The sequence below is a fragment of the Ruegeria sp. CG11 genome (assembly GCF_056537245.1).
Genome location: NZ_JBQFRE010000005.1, coordinates 150,379 through 166,016, shown reverse-complemented (window position 1 = coordinate 166,016; position 15,638 = coordinate 150,379). Strand labels below are relative to the sequence as shown.

At 60.6% G+C, this 15,638-nt stretch carries 19 protein-coding genes; 7 read left to right on the top strand and 12 right to left on the bottom strand.

Annotated features, from left to right (window positions below; translation table 11 throughout):
• Nucleotides 1-11: 11 nt before the first annotated feature.
• Both greA and ACR0KW_RS13875 read right to left on the bottom strand, forming a co-directional pair.
• Nucleotides 12-482 carry a transcription elongation factor GreA gene (greA, locus tag ACR0KW_RS13880; RefSeq protein WP_170327221.1) on the bottom strand — a complete coding sequence of 157 codons (471 nt, stop codon included), beginning with the start codon at nucleotides 480-482 and terminating at the stop codon, nucleotides 12-14.
• 140 nt (nucleotides 483-622) lie between these two features.
• A complete protein-coding gene (locus tag ACR0KW_RS13875; protein ID WP_170402806.1) occupies nucleotides 623-1,003 on the bottom strand; it encodes a VOC family protein in 381 nt (126 codons plus the stop codon).
• Between the two features lie 87 nt (nucleotides 1,004-1,090).
• Here ACR0KW_RS13875 and soxR point away from each other — a divergent pair, with 87 nt between their 5' ends.
• The 4 genes from soxR (at nucleotide 1,091) to ACR0KW_RS13855 (ending at nucleotide 5,956) form a co-directional block, all read left to right on the top strand.
• The gene (gene soxR, locus ACR0KW_RS13870; RefSeq protein WP_480805509.1) at nucleotides 1,091-1,546 is read left to right on the top strand and encodes a redox-sensitive transcriptional activator SoxR; all 456 of its coding nucleotides are present in this window, start codon (nucleotides 1,091-1,093) and stop codon (nucleotides 1,544-1,546) included.
• Between the two features lie 135 nt (nucleotides 1,547-1,681).
• A complete protein-coding gene (locus ACR0KW_RS13865; RefSeq protein WP_170546295.1) occupies nucleotides 1,682-3,328 on the top strand; it encodes an electron transfer flavoprotein-ubiquinone oxidoreductase in 1,647 nt (548 codons plus the stop codon).
• Between the two features lie 104 nt (nucleotides 3,329-3,432).
• Entirely contained in the window at nucleotides 3,433-5,145 is a 1,713-nt protein-coding gene (locus ACR0KW_RS13860) for a tetratricopeptide repeat protein (protein WP_480805508.1), read from the top strand.
• Nucleotides 5,135-5,956 carry a 4-(cytidine 5'-diphospho)-2-C-methyl-D-erythritol kinase gene (locus ACR0KW_RS13855; protein ID WP_480805507.1) on the top strand — a complete coding sequence of 274 codons (822 nt, stop codon included), beginning with the start codon at nucleotides 5,135-5,137 and terminating at the stop codon, nucleotides 5,954-5,956. The genes ACR0KW_RS13860 and ACR0KW_RS13855 overlap by 11 nt, the downstream gene beginning before the upstream one ends.
• On the opposite strand, the gene ACR0KW_RS13850 is transcribed toward ACR0KW_RS13855, so the two are convergent.
• Nucleotides 5,949-6,947 carry a polyprenyl synthetase family protein gene (locus ACR0KW_RS13850; protein ID WP_480805506.1) on the bottom strand — a complete coding sequence of 333 codons (999 nt, stop codon included), beginning with the start codon at nucleotides 6,945-6,947 and terminating at the stop codon, nucleotides 5,949-5,951. The two genes, ACR0KW_RS13855 and ACR0KW_RS13850, sit on opposite strands and share 8 nt — an antisense overlap.
• 56 nt (nucleotides 6,948-7,003) lie before the next feature.
• Here ACR0KW_RS13850 and ACR0KW_RS13845 point away from each other — a divergent pair, with 56 nt between their 5' ends.
• From ACR0KW_RS13845 to ACR0KW_RS13835, 3 genes are all read left to right on the top strand, one after another.
• On the top strand, nucleotides 7,004-7,219 hold the full coding sequence (locus ACR0KW_RS13845) for a putative signal transducing protein (RefSeq protein ID WP_170327214.1): 216 nt from the start codon (nucleotides 7,004-7,006) through the stop codon (nucleotides 7,217-7,219).
• Nucleotides 7,216-7,989 carry a tRNA1(Val) (adenine(37)-N6)-methyltransferase gene (locus tag ACR0KW_RS13840; RefSeq protein ID WP_480805505.1) on the top strand — a complete coding sequence of 258 codons (774 nt, stop codon included), beginning with the start codon at nucleotides 7,216-7,218 and terminating at the stop codon, nucleotides 7,987-7,989. Before ACR0KW_RS13845 ends, ACR0KW_RS13840 begins: the two co-directional genes overlap by 4 nt.
• A gap of 121 nt (nucleotides 7,990-8,110) precedes the next feature.
• Nucleotides 8,111-8,275, top strand: a complete 165-nt coding sequence (locus tag ACR0KW_RS13835) for a YdcH family protein (RefSeq protein WP_170327212.1) — start codon at nucleotides 8,111-8,113, stop codon at nucleotides 8,273-8,275.
• Here the strand turns inward: ACR0KW_RS13835 and yddG are convergent.
• From yddG to ACR0KW_RS13790, 9 genes are all read right to left on the bottom strand, one after another.
• Nucleotides 8,272-9,138, bottom strand: coding sequence for an aromatic amino acid exporter YddG (yddG, locus tag ACR0KW_RS13830; RefSeq protein ID WP_480805504.1), 867 nt, complete (start codon nucleotides 9,136-9,138; stop codon nucleotides 8,272-8,274). The two genes, ACR0KW_RS13835 and yddG, sit on opposite strands and share 4 nt — an antisense overlap.
• Complete coding sequence (locus ACR0KW_RS13825; protein ID WP_480805503.1) at nucleotides 9,135-10,082, bottom strand: transcriptional regulator GcvA; 948 nt, start codon at nucleotides 10,080-10,082, stop codon at nucleotides 9,135-9,137. The genes yddG and ACR0KW_RS13825 overlap by 4 nt, the downstream gene beginning before the upstream one ends.
• Nucleotides 10,083-10,380: 298 nt before the next feature.
• Nucleotides 10,381-11,103, bottom strand: a complete 723-nt coding sequence (phbB, locus tag ACR0KW_RS13820) for an acetoacetyl-CoA reductase (protein WP_480805502.1) — start codon at nucleotides 11,101-11,103, stop codon at nucleotides 10,381-10,383.
• Between the two features lie 186 nt (nucleotides 11,104-11,289).
• On the bottom strand, nucleotides 11,290-12,465 hold the full coding sequence (locus ACR0KW_RS13815) for an acetyl-CoA C-acetyltransferase (RefSeq protein WP_480805501.1): 1,176 nt from the start codon (nucleotides 12,463-12,465) through the stop codon (nucleotides 11,290-11,292).
• 183 nt (nucleotides 12,466-12,648) lie between these two features.
• Complete coding sequence (locus ACR0KW_RS13810) at nucleotides 12,649-13,482, bottom strand: EAL domain-containing protein (protein ID WP_480805500.1); 834 nt, start codon at nucleotides 13,480-13,482, stop codon at nucleotides 12,649-12,651.
• Between the two features lie 91 nt (nucleotides 13,483-13,573).
• Nucleotides 13,574-13,762, bottom strand: coding sequence for a hypothetical protein (locus ACR0KW_RS13805; RefSeq protein WP_480805499.1), 189 nt, complete (start codon nucleotides 13,760-13,762; stop codon nucleotides 13,574-13,576).
• A gap of 92 nt (nucleotides 13,763-13,854) precedes the next feature.
• Complete coding sequence (locus ACR0KW_RS13800) at nucleotides 13,855-14,826, bottom strand: sterol desaturase family protein (RefSeq protein WP_480805498.1); 972 nt, start codon at nucleotides 14,824-14,826, stop codon at nucleotides 13,855-13,857.
• Nucleotides 14,823-15,209: a hypothetical protein gene (locus ACR0KW_RS13795; RefSeq protein ID WP_480805497.1), complete on the bottom strand. Its 387-nt coding sequence runs from the start codon at nucleotides 15,207-15,209 to the stop codon at nucleotides 14,823-14,825. The genes ACR0KW_RS13800 and ACR0KW_RS13795 overlap by 4 nt, the downstream gene beginning before the upstream one ends.
• A gap of 59 nt (nucleotides 15,210-15,268) precedes the next feature.
• A complete protein-coding gene (locus tag ACR0KW_RS13790; RefSeq protein WP_170327203.1) occupies nucleotides 15,269-15,598 on the bottom strand; it encodes a hypothetical protein in 330 nt (109 codons plus the stop codon).
• Nucleotides 15,599-15,638: the final 40 nt, after the last annotated feature.

The window sequence follows — 15,638 nt, the reverse complement described above, 5'->3', positions numbered from 1 at the left end:
GAACGCTCCGGTCAGGCGTACTCGATGTTCAGAACTTCGTAGGACCGCACGCCGCCGGGGGTGCGTACCTCGACACTGTCGCCTTCGTCCTTGCCGATCAGGGCGCGGGCCATGGGCGACTTGATGTTCAGCAGGCCGTTTTCGATATTGGCCTCATACTCACCCACGATCTTCCAGGTCTTTTCCTCGTCGGTGTCCTCATCGACCAGTGTGACCTTGGCGCCAAACTTGATCGCGCCCGACAGCTTGGCGGGGTCGATCACATCGGCCAGCGACAGGATGCCTTCCAGCTCTTTGATGCGCCCTTCGATAAAGCCCTGCTTCTCGCGCGCCGAATGGTATTCGGCGTTTTCCTTCAGGTCGCCCAATTCGCGCGCTGTTGCGATTGCTTCGATGATCGCCGGGCGTTCAACGGATTTCAGGTTTTTCAGCTCTGCCTCGAGCGCGGCATTGCCCGCAGGCGTCATTGGAATCTTTTCCATACTCTTATCGTCCACGCAAAAAGTGATGCGCCCCGCCGCATGGAACCAGCGTCGGGGCGATTTGATGGGTTGGCAAATACCTGACCCAAATGGAGCGTGAAATGCAAGAGGGCATGGCCATGCACCGGGCGGATTACAGCCTAAGCGTAGCTAATCACCTCGAATTCGATGCCATTGTCGTCGTCGAAGTAGAACCGCTTGCCCGGTTCATAATCGGCGTGGGATTTGGGGGTGAAACCTGCGTCGATCACTTTCTGCTCGGTGGCGTCGATGTCTTCGACCAGCACACCCACGTGGTTCAGGCCGCCAACGATGTCATAGCTGCTTTCGCCCGAGGGTTTCGGATCGCTGGGCGCATAGAGCGCCAGATAGGTATGCTTGCTGCCCACATGCACCGTGTATCCACCCGCAATGGCCGGGCCTTCCCAGCGGGTTTTCCAGCCAAACACCTTGTGCATCCACGCGGCCGAAGCCTGCGGGTCGCGGACGGTGAAGTTGGTATGTTCAAGCGTCGCCATCATGGGGTCTCCTTTGCGAATTGAGGCTTGTCCCGACTCACCGTAATTTCTAAACCTAACTTTAGGTCAAGGTATTTTTGAGAGGGCGATATGGTAGTATCCGAAGGGTTGGCAATTGGTGCCTTGGCGCAGCGCACCGGGTTAGCGGTGTCCGCCATTCGGTACTACGAGGCACAGGGGCTGATCGCGCCCTGGCGCAACGCGGGCGGGCAGCGGCGCTATCAGCGCGCCGATATAAGGCGGCTGAGTTTCATCATGATCGCCCAGCAATTCGGCTTGACCCTGCCCGAGATTCGCGAGGTGCTATCGGGCTTGCCGGGGAACCGCACGCCGACGCCGAAAGACTGGCAAAAGATCAGCATCGGCCTTCGGTCCCATCTGGACCAGCGAATCGATACCCTGATGCGATTGCGCGACAATCTGGACGGCTGCATTGGCTGCGGCTGCCTGAGCCTGCCGAAATGTGCCCTATACAACCCTGATGACCGCGCCAAATCCCATGGTAGCGGTCCCAGATACCTCATGGGGGACACTCCCGAGGCATAACTGCCGCATTGCAGCAATGTTACGCCGTGTTTTGATTGACCAAGGTCTTTCAGACCATGTAATCAGCCGTGAAACAATATTGCGCAGACCACGCAGTGAAAGCGCCAATTCGGAAAGTTAGCTAAGGAGCCCGCGATGGCCGAGATTGAACGCGAAGCGATGGAATACGATGTGGTGATCGTGGGTGCAGGCCCCGCGGGCCTGTCGGCGGCCATCCGTCTGAAACAGCTGGACGCGGACCTGAACGTCGTCGTTCTGGAAAAGGGTTCGGAAGTGGGCGCGCATATCCTGTCGGGTGCGGTGCTTGATCCCTGTGGTCTGGACGCGCTGATCCCGGACTGGAAGGAAAAAGGCGCGCCGCTGAACGTGCCGGTGCACGAAGACAATTTCTACATGCTGGGTGAGGCCGGTAAAATCCGCATCCCCAACTTCCCGATGCCGCCGCTGATGAACAACCACGGCAACTACATCGTGTCGATGGGCAATGTCTGCCGCTGGATGGCCGAGCAAGCCGAAGAGCTGGGCGTGGAAATCTTCCCGGGCATGGCTTGTTCCGAGCTGGTTTATGGCGAGAACGGCGAAGTCAAAGGCGTGGTTGCCGGTGTATTCGGTCTGGAACCCGACGGGTCCTATGGTCCGGGCACCGAGCCGGGCATGGAGCTGCACGGCAAATATGTCTTCCTCTCGGAGGGCGTCCGTGGCTCGCTATCCAAGGAAGTGATTGCCAAGTACGACCTGTCTGCCGGCAAAGAGCCCCAGAAATACGGCGTCGGCATGAAAGAGATCTGGGAGATCGACCCGGCCAAGCACAAGGAAGGCTCGGTCACGCACACCATGGGTTGGCCTCTGGGCAGCAACGCGGGCGGCGGGTCGTTCATCTATCACCTTGAAAACAATCAGGTCTATGTCGGCTTCGTGGTTCACCTGAACTACAAGAACCCGCACCTGTACCCCTACATGGAATTCCAGCGCTTCAAGCACCACCCGATGGTGGCCGAGCTGCTGAAAGGCGGCAAGCGCGTGGCCTACGGTGCACGTGCGATCACCGAGGGCGGCCTTCAGTCGATGCCGAAACTGGTCGCGCCGGGCGTGGCGCTGCTGGGTTGTTCTGCGGGCATGGTCAACGTGCCGCGCATCAAGGGCAACCACAACGCGATGCTGTCCGGTAAGGCCGCGGCTGAGGCCGCCTTTGACGCCATCAAGGCCGACCGTTCGGGCGATGAGCTGACTGCGTACGAGACCGACGTGCGCGACGGTGCCATCGGCAGCGACCTGAAGAAGGTGCGCAACGTCAAGCCGCTGTGGTCGAAATACGGCCTGACCGCCAGCCTGGTCCTGGGTGGCATGGACATGTGGACCAACACGCTGGGCTTCTCGCTGCTGGGCACGTTGGGTCACGGCAAGAACGACGCGCAGTCGACCGAAGAGGCCAGCAAGCATCAGCCTATCGACTACCCCAAACCCGATGGCACGCTGTCCTTCGACCGTCTGACCAATGTCTCGTTTGCAATGACGAACCACGAGGAAAGCCAGCCCTGCCATCTGAAACTGACCGATCCGGACATTCCGGTGAAGGTCAACCTACCCAAGTTCGACGAACCGGCGCAGCGTTATTGCCCGGCGGGTGTGTACGAGATGGTCGAGGATGAAGATGGTCCGCGATTCGTGATCAACTTCCAGAACTGCGTCCACTGCAAAACCTGCGATATCAAGGACCCCAGCCAGAACATCACCTGGACCACGCCGCAGGGCGGGGATGGCCCGAACTATCCCAACATGTAAGCGAAAATCCGGGCACTGGCAGGGTCGTGAAGGCTCTGCCATTGCCTCTTGCCAGCCAAAGCCCTAGCTTGTTGCGCAGACAAGAATAGCAAGGCAGGATTTTGGTGGTTTCTCTGGTTCGTCGCGCAGCGCTGGCTGTGCTGTTCACTTCGTCTTTTGTACTTCCGGTTCAAGCGGATAATGGGTCCGGCGCCTATCTGGCCGGCCGTCAGGCGATTTACGAGAACGACTATACCGCAGCCGAGAAATACTATGCCCGCGCCCTGAAGGCAGATCCCGAAAATGCGACCTTGTTGGAAAGCGTTGTCGTCGCACGCCTGTCCCTGGGCGAGGTGCAGCGCGCCCTGCCTGTTGCGCAGGCGATCGCGGATATGGACCTGCCCAGTCAGGCGGCGCGGATGGTGATCACTGCCAATCTGGGGGCCGAGGGCAAGCTGGACGACCTGTTGGCGCTGGATCCCGAAACACAGGGCGTGGGGCCTCTGGTCGACGGTCTGATGGCGGGCTGGGCCTATATCGGTCAGGGTGCCATGACCAGCGCCATGGAACAATTCGACGAGGTTGCCACGCAGGACGGGCTGCGGGACTTTGCGCTGTACCACAAGGCGCTGGCCCTGGCGTCGGTGGGTGATTTTGAAGGCGCCGAAGAGGTGTTCTCGGCGAACAATGGCGCTGTGTCCCGATTTTCGCGCCGCGCGGCTCTTGCCCGGGCCGAAGTCCTGTCGCAACTGGACCGCCATGAAGAGGCGTTGCAGTTTCTGGCGGAGGTCTTTGTCGCTGGCAGCGATCCATCCATCGAGGGTTATGTCGCGCGTCTGAGCGCCAGTGAAACGCTGCCGTTCACCCATGCGCAATCGGCTCAGGACGGAATGGCCGAAGTGTTCTTTTCCGTCGGCGCCGCGCTCAGCAACGATGCAGCTGAGAACTACGTCCTGCTATATGCGCGCATCGCCACATTCCTGCGGCCCGATCACGTGGACGCGGTCCTGCTGAGCGCCGAGCTGTTGGACGAGCTGGAGCAATATGATCTGGCGGTGGACGCCTATCGAATGGTGCCTCCCAGCAGCAGCGATTACCACGCCGCCGAACTTGGCCGGGCCGAGGTGCTCAGCCGGTGGGGCAAAAAAGATGCAGCCGCCGAAGTGTTGCAGACGCTCGCCAGCCAGAGCCCGGACCTGCCCAGCGTGCATGTGGCACTGGCCGATCTGCAGCGCCAGCAAGAGGAATACGCGAGCGCCATCGGGTCTTATGACAGGGCGATAGAGCTGACTGAGAGCGGCACGGGCGGCAACTGGTTCCTGCATTATGCCCGCGGTATCTCGCATGAGCGGTTGAAGAACTGGGATCAGGCCGAGGCCGATTTCCGCCGCGCATTGGAGCTGAACCCGGATCAGCCGCAGGTGCTGAACTATCTGGGCTATTCGCTGGTTGAACGGCAGGAAAAGTTGGATGAGGCGCTTGAGATGATCGAACGCGCCGTCGCCGCGCGACCCGACAGCGGCTATATCGTCGACAGTCTGGGCTGGGTCCTGTTCCGTCTGGGTCGCTATGACGAAGCAGTCGAGCATATGGAGCGCGCGGTCGAGCTGATGCCGGTCGATCCGGTGGTGAATGACCATCTGGGCGATGTGTACTGGGCCGTGGGTCGTGGGCGTGAGGCCGAGTTCCAGTGGAGCCGCGCCCTGTCCTTCATCGACCCGTCTGACACGGATGGCGAGGCCGACCCCGAACGCATCCGCCGCAAGCTGGAGATTGGGCTGGACGCGGTTCTGGCCGAAGAAGGTGCCGAGCCGCTGAAGGTCGCCAATGGCCATTAAGGCCTTCGCACCCGCCAAGATCAACCTGACCCTGCATGTAACCGGCCAGCGGCCGGACGGCTACCACCTGCTGGATTCGCTGGTGGTATTCGCAGAAGTCGGCGACACGTTGGAGTTCACCCCCGGCCCCACATTGTCGATGGCTGTCACCGGTGAACATGCCGAGGGCGTGCCCACGAACAATCGCAATCTGGTCTGGAAAGCCGCCGAGTCTGCGGGCTGGGCGGGGCATATCGATCTGAACAAGGTGCTGCCCCACGGCGGCGGGATCGGCGGGGGCTCATCCGACGCTGCGGCGACGCTGCGGATGATTGCGGATCAGGGTGGGGCTGTCTCGCCGGATGCCGCTTTGTCTTTGGGGGCGGATGTTCCGGTGTGCATGTTGGCGTCTGGTGCACGGATGCGCGGTATCGGTGAGCAGTTGGACCCGATCACATTGCCCCCATTGCCCGCCCTGCTGGTCAATCCCGGCGTCGAAGTGCCGACAGGCGCGGTGTTCTCGGCATTGGCCAGCCGTGACAACCCGCCCATGCCGGGCGTGGTCCCAGCCTTCAACACGCCTCAGGACTGTGCCACGTGGTTGCAGGATCAGCGCAATGATCTTGAGCCGCCCACCACCGGGCTGGCCACGGAGGTGGCCCGTGTGCTTGAGGAGCTGGCAGATACCAAGAATAGTCTGCTGGCCCGGATGTCAGGCTCAGGTTCGACCTGTTTTGCGTTATACCCAACGATGAAAGACGCGCATTTCGCGGCTTATGAGATTGGCGCGGCCCATCCCGATTGGTGGTGCCGCGCGACTCAGCTTAATTGAGGCGCGAGACCACGTAGTCGGCCAGATCGCGCAGCAGGGTGCGGATCTCGTGATCGGGCAGGGCGTCCAGCGATGCCTTGGCCTTGGCAGCCCATCCGAACGCATCCGCGCGGGTGGCGTCCAAAGTGCCGTATTTGCCCATCAGACCCAGCGCATGGTCCAGATCGCTGTCTTCCTGACGGCCCCTACCAATGGTGCGCTCCCAAAAAGCGTGTTCGTCGGGGGTTGCCTGCGCCACAGCTTTGATCACCGGAAGGGTCAGCTTACGCTCGCGGAAATCGTCGCCGACATTCTTACCGGTGGCTTTGCTATCGCCCTGATAATCCAGCAGATCATCCGCGATCTGGAAGGCGATACCCAGCGCATCGCCATAGTCATACAGCGCCTTGACCTGCTCTTCCGAGGCGCCAGCGATCACACCGCCGACCTCGGTCGCAGCCGAGAACAGCGCGGCGGTCTTGCCGCGCACGACCTGCAAGTAGATCGCCTCATCCGTGCCCAGATCGGTGGCGGCTGTCATCTGCAGCACTTCGCCCTCGGCAATGGTGGCCGAGGCATTGGCCAGAATGTCCAGAACCCGCAGCGATCCGGTCTCAACCATCAACTGGAAGCTGCGGGAAAACAGATAATCGCCGACCAGAACGCTGGATTTGTTGTCCCACAGCAGGTTCGCCGTAGGCCGTCCGCGCCGCTGGGCGCTTTCGTCCACCACGTCGTCATGCAGCAGGGTGGCGGTGTGGATGAACTCGACCGTTGCGGCCAGCCTAACATGGTGGTCGCCCGGATAGCCGAACAACCGCGCGGCCGCCAGGGTCAGCATCGGACGCAGGCGCTTACCACCGGCCTCAACCAGATGTGCGGTCACTTCGGGAATGCGCGGCGCATGTTCCGAGGCCATGCGCGTGCGGATCAGCTCATTGACCGCGTCCATTTCGCCAGCCAGAATTTCCGCCAGCCGCTCATGCGGTTTTGTGATCGTGTCGATATCCATCACACTCCTGATACAAGGCTCGACTTTCGGCGGTCCTTGCCCTTACATCCATCCCCATGAAAGAACTTTTGCGCAGCACCGATCCAACGATCCTAGCCTTTGCTTCGGCCCTTCTTGAGGGAGAGGATATAGACTGCTTTCAGATGGACGTAAATATGAGCATCCTCGAAGGCGGCATCGGAATTTTTCCCCGCCGCCTGATGGTGCGGGCGGATGACCTGATCCGGGCGGAACGGGTGATGCGCGACAATGACATTCCGCTGGGACGATGAGCCTGTTTTCCGATACAGAATTGACCTGTAACGATTTTTTGGACGGGCGTGTACGCTTGTGGCAACCGCGTGCCGGCTATCGTGCTGGGGTGGACCCGGTGCTGCTGGCGGCATCAGTTCCGGCGACACGTGGTCACACCGTGCTGGAATTGGGCTGCGGAGCCGGTGCAGCGATCCTGTGTCTGTTGGCCCGCGTGTCGGGGCTGCAGGGGGTCGGGGTGGAGCTGCAGCCTGCTTATGCCGATCTGGCGCGCCGGAACGCAGTCGAAAACGGGGCGTCGTTGGAGGTGATCGAAGCAGACCTGAACGCGCTGCCTGCCGACCTGAAACAAAGGCAGTTCGACCACGTGATCGCCAATCCGCCTTATTACCGTGCTGGGGCGCATAGCCCGGCTGCGGATAAGGGGCGCAGCGTGGCCTTGGGAGAGGAAACACCTCTGACGGACTGGTTCGACGTCGCAGCCAAGCGCCTCGCGCCACGCGGGTATCTTCACATGATCCAAAAGGCCGACCGTCTGCCTGACATGCTGGCGGGCTGCGCCGGGCGTCTGGGCTCGGTCGAGGTGCTGCCGCTGGCCGCGCGTACCGGTCGCGCCGCTGAACTGGTGATTTTGCGGGCCAGAAAGGGCGGTAAGGCGGCGTTTCGGCTGCACGCGCCGCTGATTTTGCACGCGGGCGAACGTCACGAAAAAGACAGTGAAAGCTATACGCCACAGGTCTCAGCCGCACTGCGCGGCGGGGCCGCGATCTGCGGCATTTTCGACCGATAGGCAGTAACCAGCCGAAATTGTCGGATTTATGACATTTTCTGTGCGTCTGCAGCGTGACAGGGTGGAAACGATGTGGTCAACTTCTTACGTGAAACTCAGACACCAACAGAGGAGTATCGCCATGAGCGTGAGCGCACACCTGACCGAACTGAAGAAAAAGCACGAATCTCTCGGTCTTGAAGTAGAACAAGCCCAACGCTCGCCTGGCATCGACGATCTCCACATTGCTCAGCTTAAAAAGCAGAAGCTTAGGCTGAAAGAAGAGATCGAGCGACTGTCGAACTAGCGTCTCATACTGGCCCGCGCGGCAATCGCCGCGCCGCCTGTGATGAACACGGCCGCGATCGCCAGACCCCAGGATGGGGCGGCGATCCCGGCCAAAACCAAAGCCAGCGTAGACAATAAGGGTGCCGCATAGGACGCCGTGCCCAGCATCTGAATGTCGCCCTGCTTGACCCCGATATCCCAGACATAGAACGCCAGCCCGACCGGTCCCAGCCCAAGTGCCGCGACTGATATCCAGCCGATTGCATCCTTCGGCCAGACGGTGTCTTCGACCGCCAGATGCAGCAGGCCCGAAGCGAAAGCGGCGGCGATGCAGAATACGGCGACCGAACTGGTCGGCGTATCGCCCAGTCGCCGCGACAGGACCGAATAGCCCGACCATGTCAGCGCGCAGAGCAGCGCCAGCCCATAACCCGGCAGGTGATCGGCCTGAAACCCCATGCTGCCGCCACCAGCAATGATCACGGCCGCCCCGGCAAAGCCAAGGCAGGCGCCGATCAGATGTCCGAGGCGCAGGGTCTCACCCGGCAGAAGCCCGGAAAACAGCACGATCAGAAGCGGCCAGAGGTAGGCGATCAGCCCGGCCTCAGCCGCCGGGGCCATGCGCAGGGCCGAAAAATACAGCGCGTGGTATCCGAACAGCCCGGCGGTGCCGAACAGATATGTCGTGATGGGTACTGCGCGCAGTTGGCGCAACCCACCGTTGGCCCTGGTCCAGATCAGGCCTAGCGTGCCGCCAATCGAAAAGCAGATGGTGTTCAGCAGCAAGGGCGGGGTCGGAGACGACCCAACGGTGAACAGGGCCAGCAAAGACCACAGCAAAACGGCGATAAACCCGATGGCTGTTGCGCGTGTTTTGGTCATGGGGTTGGGATGTCTTCCACCGGGATGATCTTGAAATCGTCCGAGATATGCGCGGTTTTCTCGATCTCGGCAACGAACCAATTGCGAAAAGCGGCGATCTGGGGCCGGTTTTCGGCACCGGGCAGGCACAGAAAGCGGAACCGCCCGCGGGTCTCGATGGCGACCTTGAAGGGGGCAACCAGCCGCCCCTCGGTCATGTCCTTCAGGATCATGGCGCGGCGGCCCAGCACTACGCCAACACCCGCAACGGCGGCATCGATCGCGTGATCGGCATTCGAGAACCGCGCGCCATGCTCGGGCGTGAATTCGATCCCCACGGCTCGGAACCAGGTGGGCCAGTCGCAACGGGGCCGCAGAAACGCAATCGAGTCGTCGTGGATCAGCGGCGCGTCCTTCAGACTTTCGACGGTCGGAAACTGTTCAGCCAGTTCGGGGGTCATAACCGGGGTCAGCCATTCTTTGCGGACGGGGACGGAATACATCCCCTCATCCGGGCCATAGCCAAAGCGGATGGCCACATCCACATCGTCGCGTTCCAGGTCCACGATCCTCAGGGTGGCCGAAAACTTCAGGTCAATCTCGGGATACGACCGGGCAAAGTCATAGAGCCGCGGCGCCAGCCACTTGGCCGTCAGCGCAGGGCCTGCGGTCACTGTCAGACTGGTGTCATTGCCCTGCCGCCGGGTCGCCTGCCACGCGGCCTGCAACGTGGCAAACCCTTCGGCCGCACCAGGGGCGAGGGCGCGCCCGGCCTCGGTCATCTCCACCGCGCGGTTCAGGCGGTGAAACAGGGGGCGGCCCAGATGTTCCTCGAGGGATTTGATCTGAAAAGACAGTGCAGCGGGTGTCACATGCAACTCGTCTGCCGCCTTGGCAAAGGACATGTGCCGTGCGGCGGCATCAAAGGCACGCAGGGCGGTCAGAGGGGGAAGTGCGCTGCTCATATCGTCAAGAAATTCTTATCTGATGGCGGAAAAAAGCTCGTTTGTCAGTCGCTAGCTTAAGGTTCACATTCAATGCAAGTCAAACAAAACTGAATTGAAAGGATACTTGCATGTTCGAGGTCACCAGCAACACCGCAATGGCCCGCGCCTTTCAGCGCGCGCACTTGGAACGGTCCCGCGCAATCAACAATGCCCTGAAATGGCTGTTCGGTTCCCGCTGAGCGCAGCGCGCGCGTTCTTACGGGATAAAAAAGGGCCGGTCCAAAAGGACCGGCCCGATTTCTTGCGGATCGTCTAATTAGACGAAGAACTGTGCACCGTTGGCCGAAATGGTCGAGCCGTTGATGAACTGAGAATCGTCGGACGCCAGGAACGCCACGCAGCGGGCGATTTCCTCGGGCTCACCCAGACGACCGGCCGGGATCTGGCCAATGATGGATTCACGAACCTTTTCCGGAACCGCCATGACCATCTCGGTCGCAATGTAACCGGGGCAGATCGCGTTGGCGGTGATGCCTGCGCGTGCGCCTTCCTGCGCCAGCGATTTGACGATGCCCAGATCGCCCGCCTTGGTCGCGGCATAGTTCACCTGCGCGAACTGGCCCTTCTGACCGTTGATCGAGCTGATGACGATCACGCGGCCGAACTTGCGTTCACGCATGCCGGGCCAAATGGGGTGGACGGTGTTGAACACGCCGGTCAGGTTGGTGTCGATCACGTCTTTCCACTGATCCGGGGTCATCTTGTGGAACGGCGCGTCGCGGGTGATGCCAGCGTTGGCAACCACGATGTCGACCGGACCGACCTCGGCTTCGACTTTTTCGATGCCTGCTTTGGATTCGTCATAGTCGGCCACATTCCACTTGTAGGTGGCGATGCCAGTTTCCTCGGTGAATTTTGCCGCCGCTTCGTCGTTCCCGGCATAGGTGGCTGCAACATTATACCCTTCGGCCTTGAGCGCCTTGGAAATTGCTGCGCCGATGCCGCGGGAGCCGCCGGTTACGAGTGCTGTACGTGCCATTGAGGATTCCTCCAATTTAGTCTGCTTGGTAATTCTGTTACTCTGAGAGAGATTGCTGCGCAATATCGTTTCGTGATCGATTTCGTTTTTCTGTCCGGTGATATTGTCGCATCTATCGGGTAAGGGGTAATTGTAACAAAAAAGGGCGCCCGTCGGACGCCCTTTTATGTTTAATTGTCAACGCACTTAGTCGCGCTCCACGCAGAGGGCGACACCCATGCCGCCGCCGATGCAGAGGGTCGCCAGACCCTTCTTCGCGTCGCGGCGCTTCATTTCGAACAGCAGCGTGTTCAGAACGCGGCAGCCGGATGCGCCGATCGGGTGACCGATGGCAATCGCGCCGCCGTTCACGTTCACGATCGACGGGTCCCAACCCATGTCCTTGTTCACGGCACAGGCTTGCGCGGCAAAGGCTTCGTTGGCTTCGACCAGATCCAGATCGTCAACCGACCAGCCTGCTTTCTCCAGCGCCTTGCGCGAGGCATAGATCGGGCCGACGCCCATGATCGACGGGTCCAGACCGGCGGTTGCGTAGGACGCGATGCGGGCCAGAGGCTCAATCCCGCGCTTCTCGGCGTTTTCAGCCGACATCAGCAGGGTCGCTGCCGCGCCGTCGTTCAGGCCGGATGCGTTTGCCGCAGTGACCGAACCGTCCTTGGTGAAGGCGGGGCGCAGCTTGGCCATCGCCTCCATGGTTGCGCCGTGGCGGATGTACTCGTCGCTGTCCATCACGATGTCACCCTTGCGGGTCTTGATGGTGAAGGGTGTGATCTCATCCGCGAACTTGCCAGCCTTCTGCGCAGCTTCGGCCTTGTTCTGCGAAGCAACGGCGAATTCGTCCTGCATGTCACGGCTGATTTGCCATTTCTCGGCCACGTTCTCGGCGGTCTGACCCATGTGATAGCCGTTGAAGGCATCCCACAGACCATCGCGGATCATGGTGTCGATATACTTCATGTCGCCCATCTTGTGACCGGCGCGCAAGGCGGCGGCGTGGGGCGAGAGGGTCATGTTTTCCTGACCACCGGCGGCGACGATTTCAGCATCGCCCAGTTGGATGTGCTGGGCACCCAGAGCGACGGCACGCAGGCCCGAACCACAGACCTGGTTGATGCCCCAGGCCGCGCTTTCCTGCGGCAGGCCGGCATTGATATGCGCCTGACGCGCCGGGTTCTGACCCTGAGCCGCAGTCAGCACCTGACCCATGATGGTTTCGCTTACCTCGCCCTTTTCGACGCCGGCACGTTCGACGACGGCCTCAAGAACGGCGGCACCCAGATCATGTGCGGGTGTGTTTGCAAACGAGCCGCCAAAACTGCCGACACCGGTGCGTGCTGCGGATGCGATTACTACGTTGGTCATATAGACAATCCTTTACCATCAAGGTCCTGTGGGAACCGTAACGGCGCGGATCGCAAAGGCAAGGCCCCTGTGAACCAGAGCGCCTCCTGATCCCCCGCTCCAACTGAACATGGCATAGCGCAATGCTGCAATTGCAGCAACGGTCACCTTGTCTCAGGGTGCCCTAGGGGCAGTTTTGCGTGGTTAGCTGCCGGTTTGCTGGGTTTTCACGTCTTTCCAGGGGGCCGAAACGGTAGGGGCGCCGAACAGGAACCCCTGCAAACAGTCCACGCCATTGGCCACAAGGAATTCGGCGTCTGCCTTGGTTTCCACCGATTCGGCCGTCACCAGGATTTCGAATTCCCGCGCCACGGCGACCAGTGCGCGGACCAGCGCCTGATTGTCGGGGTTGTCGCTGATGCCGCGCACGAACTGGCCGTCGATCTTGGCGGCATCGAACAGAAACTCTCGGAAATGGCGGAAACTGAAATTGCTTGCGCCGAAATCATCCAGCGCAAAGGCGACGCCGCGCGGTTGCAGCCGGTCCATGAAATCGATCACCAGTTCCGGCACCGTCATGGCCGAACTTTCCGAAATTTCTAGGATCAGCCGTTCGCCTATACCGGCATCTTTTTTCAGAAACCGCTCCAGCACCCGCGAATACCGCGCATACCCGATCGAGCGTGCGGACATGTTGATCGACAGGCGGATGTCGGGGTTTCTGGCCAGTGTCCGCAGCCCCATCTCCAGCGCGACGCAATCCAGGTCCCGCCCGATGGGGGTGTTTTCTAGCTGCGGCATGAACTCCCGCGCGGGAATGACCCGCCCGGTCTCGTCCAGCACCCGGATAAACCCTTCGTAAAAGGCCACGCCAAACGGGGGATGAGCTTGCATGATGGGTTGAAAGGCCAGCTTGCATTGTTTGTGCTTTACCGCCTCGGTCGCCATCTGAACCGTGGAGGTGTCGCGAGATGCAACGGCCGCATTCAGTGGGTTTTCGGCACCCTCGGGCACATCTGCCTGTTCTTTTCCCCGCATAGCCTTGCCATTCCCATTACGTTGCCGCTCGGGGTCTGATTTCAGGACAAAACTATGAAAGTGCGGTTAAAGAGTGTGAAATTGATGCGGTTCAGCGCGCCGTTTCCCATACGCGGCCCAAGGCGGTCGCTGCGCCGATCACGGCGCCCATGAAGCCCAGTGCGAGCATGACAAATCCCACCGCAATGATGCTGGGCGCGCCACCTGCCAATGCCGTCAACATGGCCAGAACCAGACCCGCCAGACCAAGAATGGTTGATAAGCTCGTCAATCTGGACATGTCGGCCTCCGACTACTTGATACGGGTCACATCCGCTGAATATGGAATGTGATTTTCCGCTTTCAAGGAATGGGGGTGCCGGGTCGGCGGGTTTAAGCCTGTTTTGCTTGCGTATTGGGCGTTTTGGTCTCGAATTGCTCGAATCCGGGCGTTCCGTGATCTTCCGGATGGCGGGCCAGGTGTTTGGCTTTGATCTGCTCAGAACTGTCACGGCTGCCGTCATGGCTGTAGCCCGGTGGCGCAAAGCAATAGGCCAGACGTTCGCGCAGGGTCAGCCCCGGTTGGCTCGCGTCGCGCCAGATGCTGACCCATTCGTGAAAGGCCACGCGCAACGGGTTGAAGGTGCCGATATTGTGGACCAAGCCGTAATCGACGCGGTCATCCTCCTGCTCGGGAACAAATGTCCCGAACATCTTGTCCCAGATGATGAAGACGCCAGCATAGTTGCAATCCAGATAGCGCGCGTTGCGGCCGTGGTGCGCGCGGTGGTGGCTGGGCGTGTTCATCACCGCCTCGAACCAGCGGGGCATCTTGCCGATGGCTTCGGTGTGAATCCAGAACTGGTAGATCAGGTTCAGCCCGCCGCAGAACAGCACCATCGCCGGGTGGAAGCCCAGCAGGATCAGCGGTGCGCGCACCACCATCATGAAAGTGAAGGTGTAGGTCCAAGTCTGCCGCAGCGCGGTCGTCAGGTTGTAGTGTTGCGAGCTGTGGTGATTCACATGGCTGGCCCAGACCCAGCGGATGCGGTGGCCAAAGCGATGCACCCAGTAATAGCGCAGATCGTCCAGCACAAAGCACAGGATGATCACAGGGATCGAGGTGCCAAGGTTCAGTGGCGTGATCTGCCACAGCCACATGAAGAAGGCATAGGCGATGAACCCCAGCAAAAAGCCCGAGGCGATATTCCCGGCCCCCATCACCAGCGAGGTCACGGCATCGCGCGTCTCATACCGGCCGCCTTTTCCCTTGATGGCGATCCACAGGAACTCGGCCAGAATGGCTGCGATAAAAAACGGCACTGCCCATTGCACGGCATCGGGAAAGGTCACTTGGTCGGTCATGAGGGGTCCATCAGATGTTCCCAATGCGGGCGTTCGAAGTCGTCCAGGCGGACGATGGCTTTGGGAGTGCCAAATTCGTGGAACTGGATCTCAATCCCTTCGGGGTGATCCAGCCAGTCGAAATCCAGCAGATGACGCGCCACGGTATCGGCGCCGAAAGACCACAGCAATCCGTTGCTGGTCTCGGTCCGGATCAGGGCCGAGTGTTTGTCATGTGTAATAGTGATGTCGATGATCTCATCGTCGGGCGCGTGACGCAGCCATTCCGAGCGGGCGGTTTCGGGCGTCAGTTCGCGCACCCGTGACCGCCCGGTAAAATGCAGCAGCACCGTCACACCGACGATGCCTCCGACAACCAGAACCAGCAGTATTTCAAGCGGCATTCCGTCCTCCCGCCCGCACAGTGCAGAGCGGTCAGGAAGCTGTCAAAGGTAGCGTTGCGTCAGCCTGCCTCGAGCGTGTCGAGTATTTCGTGTTGCACGACTCGCTGGACAAAGGGCACCAGGCCATCGGGGCCAGAGGCGCGATCCTTGAGGTGAATGCAGATATCCGGCCTGCGTGCGGCGATGATGCCGACCAACTCGCCGCGTATCTTGTCATCCAGACCGGCACCCATGATGGCGCAGACAATCCGGGGCTCGGCATCCAGTTGCCGCCGGACCTCGTCGGGGTCATGTGCACCCAGCCATTGAATCGGCATGTGATCCAACTGCCGCGCCACGTCGCCGATGACGTTGGGCAAGCGGCCAATCAACAGAACGACGGGTTTCATAGTCGCCTCCCTTCCAAAAGGTAACAAACGAAAAAACCGG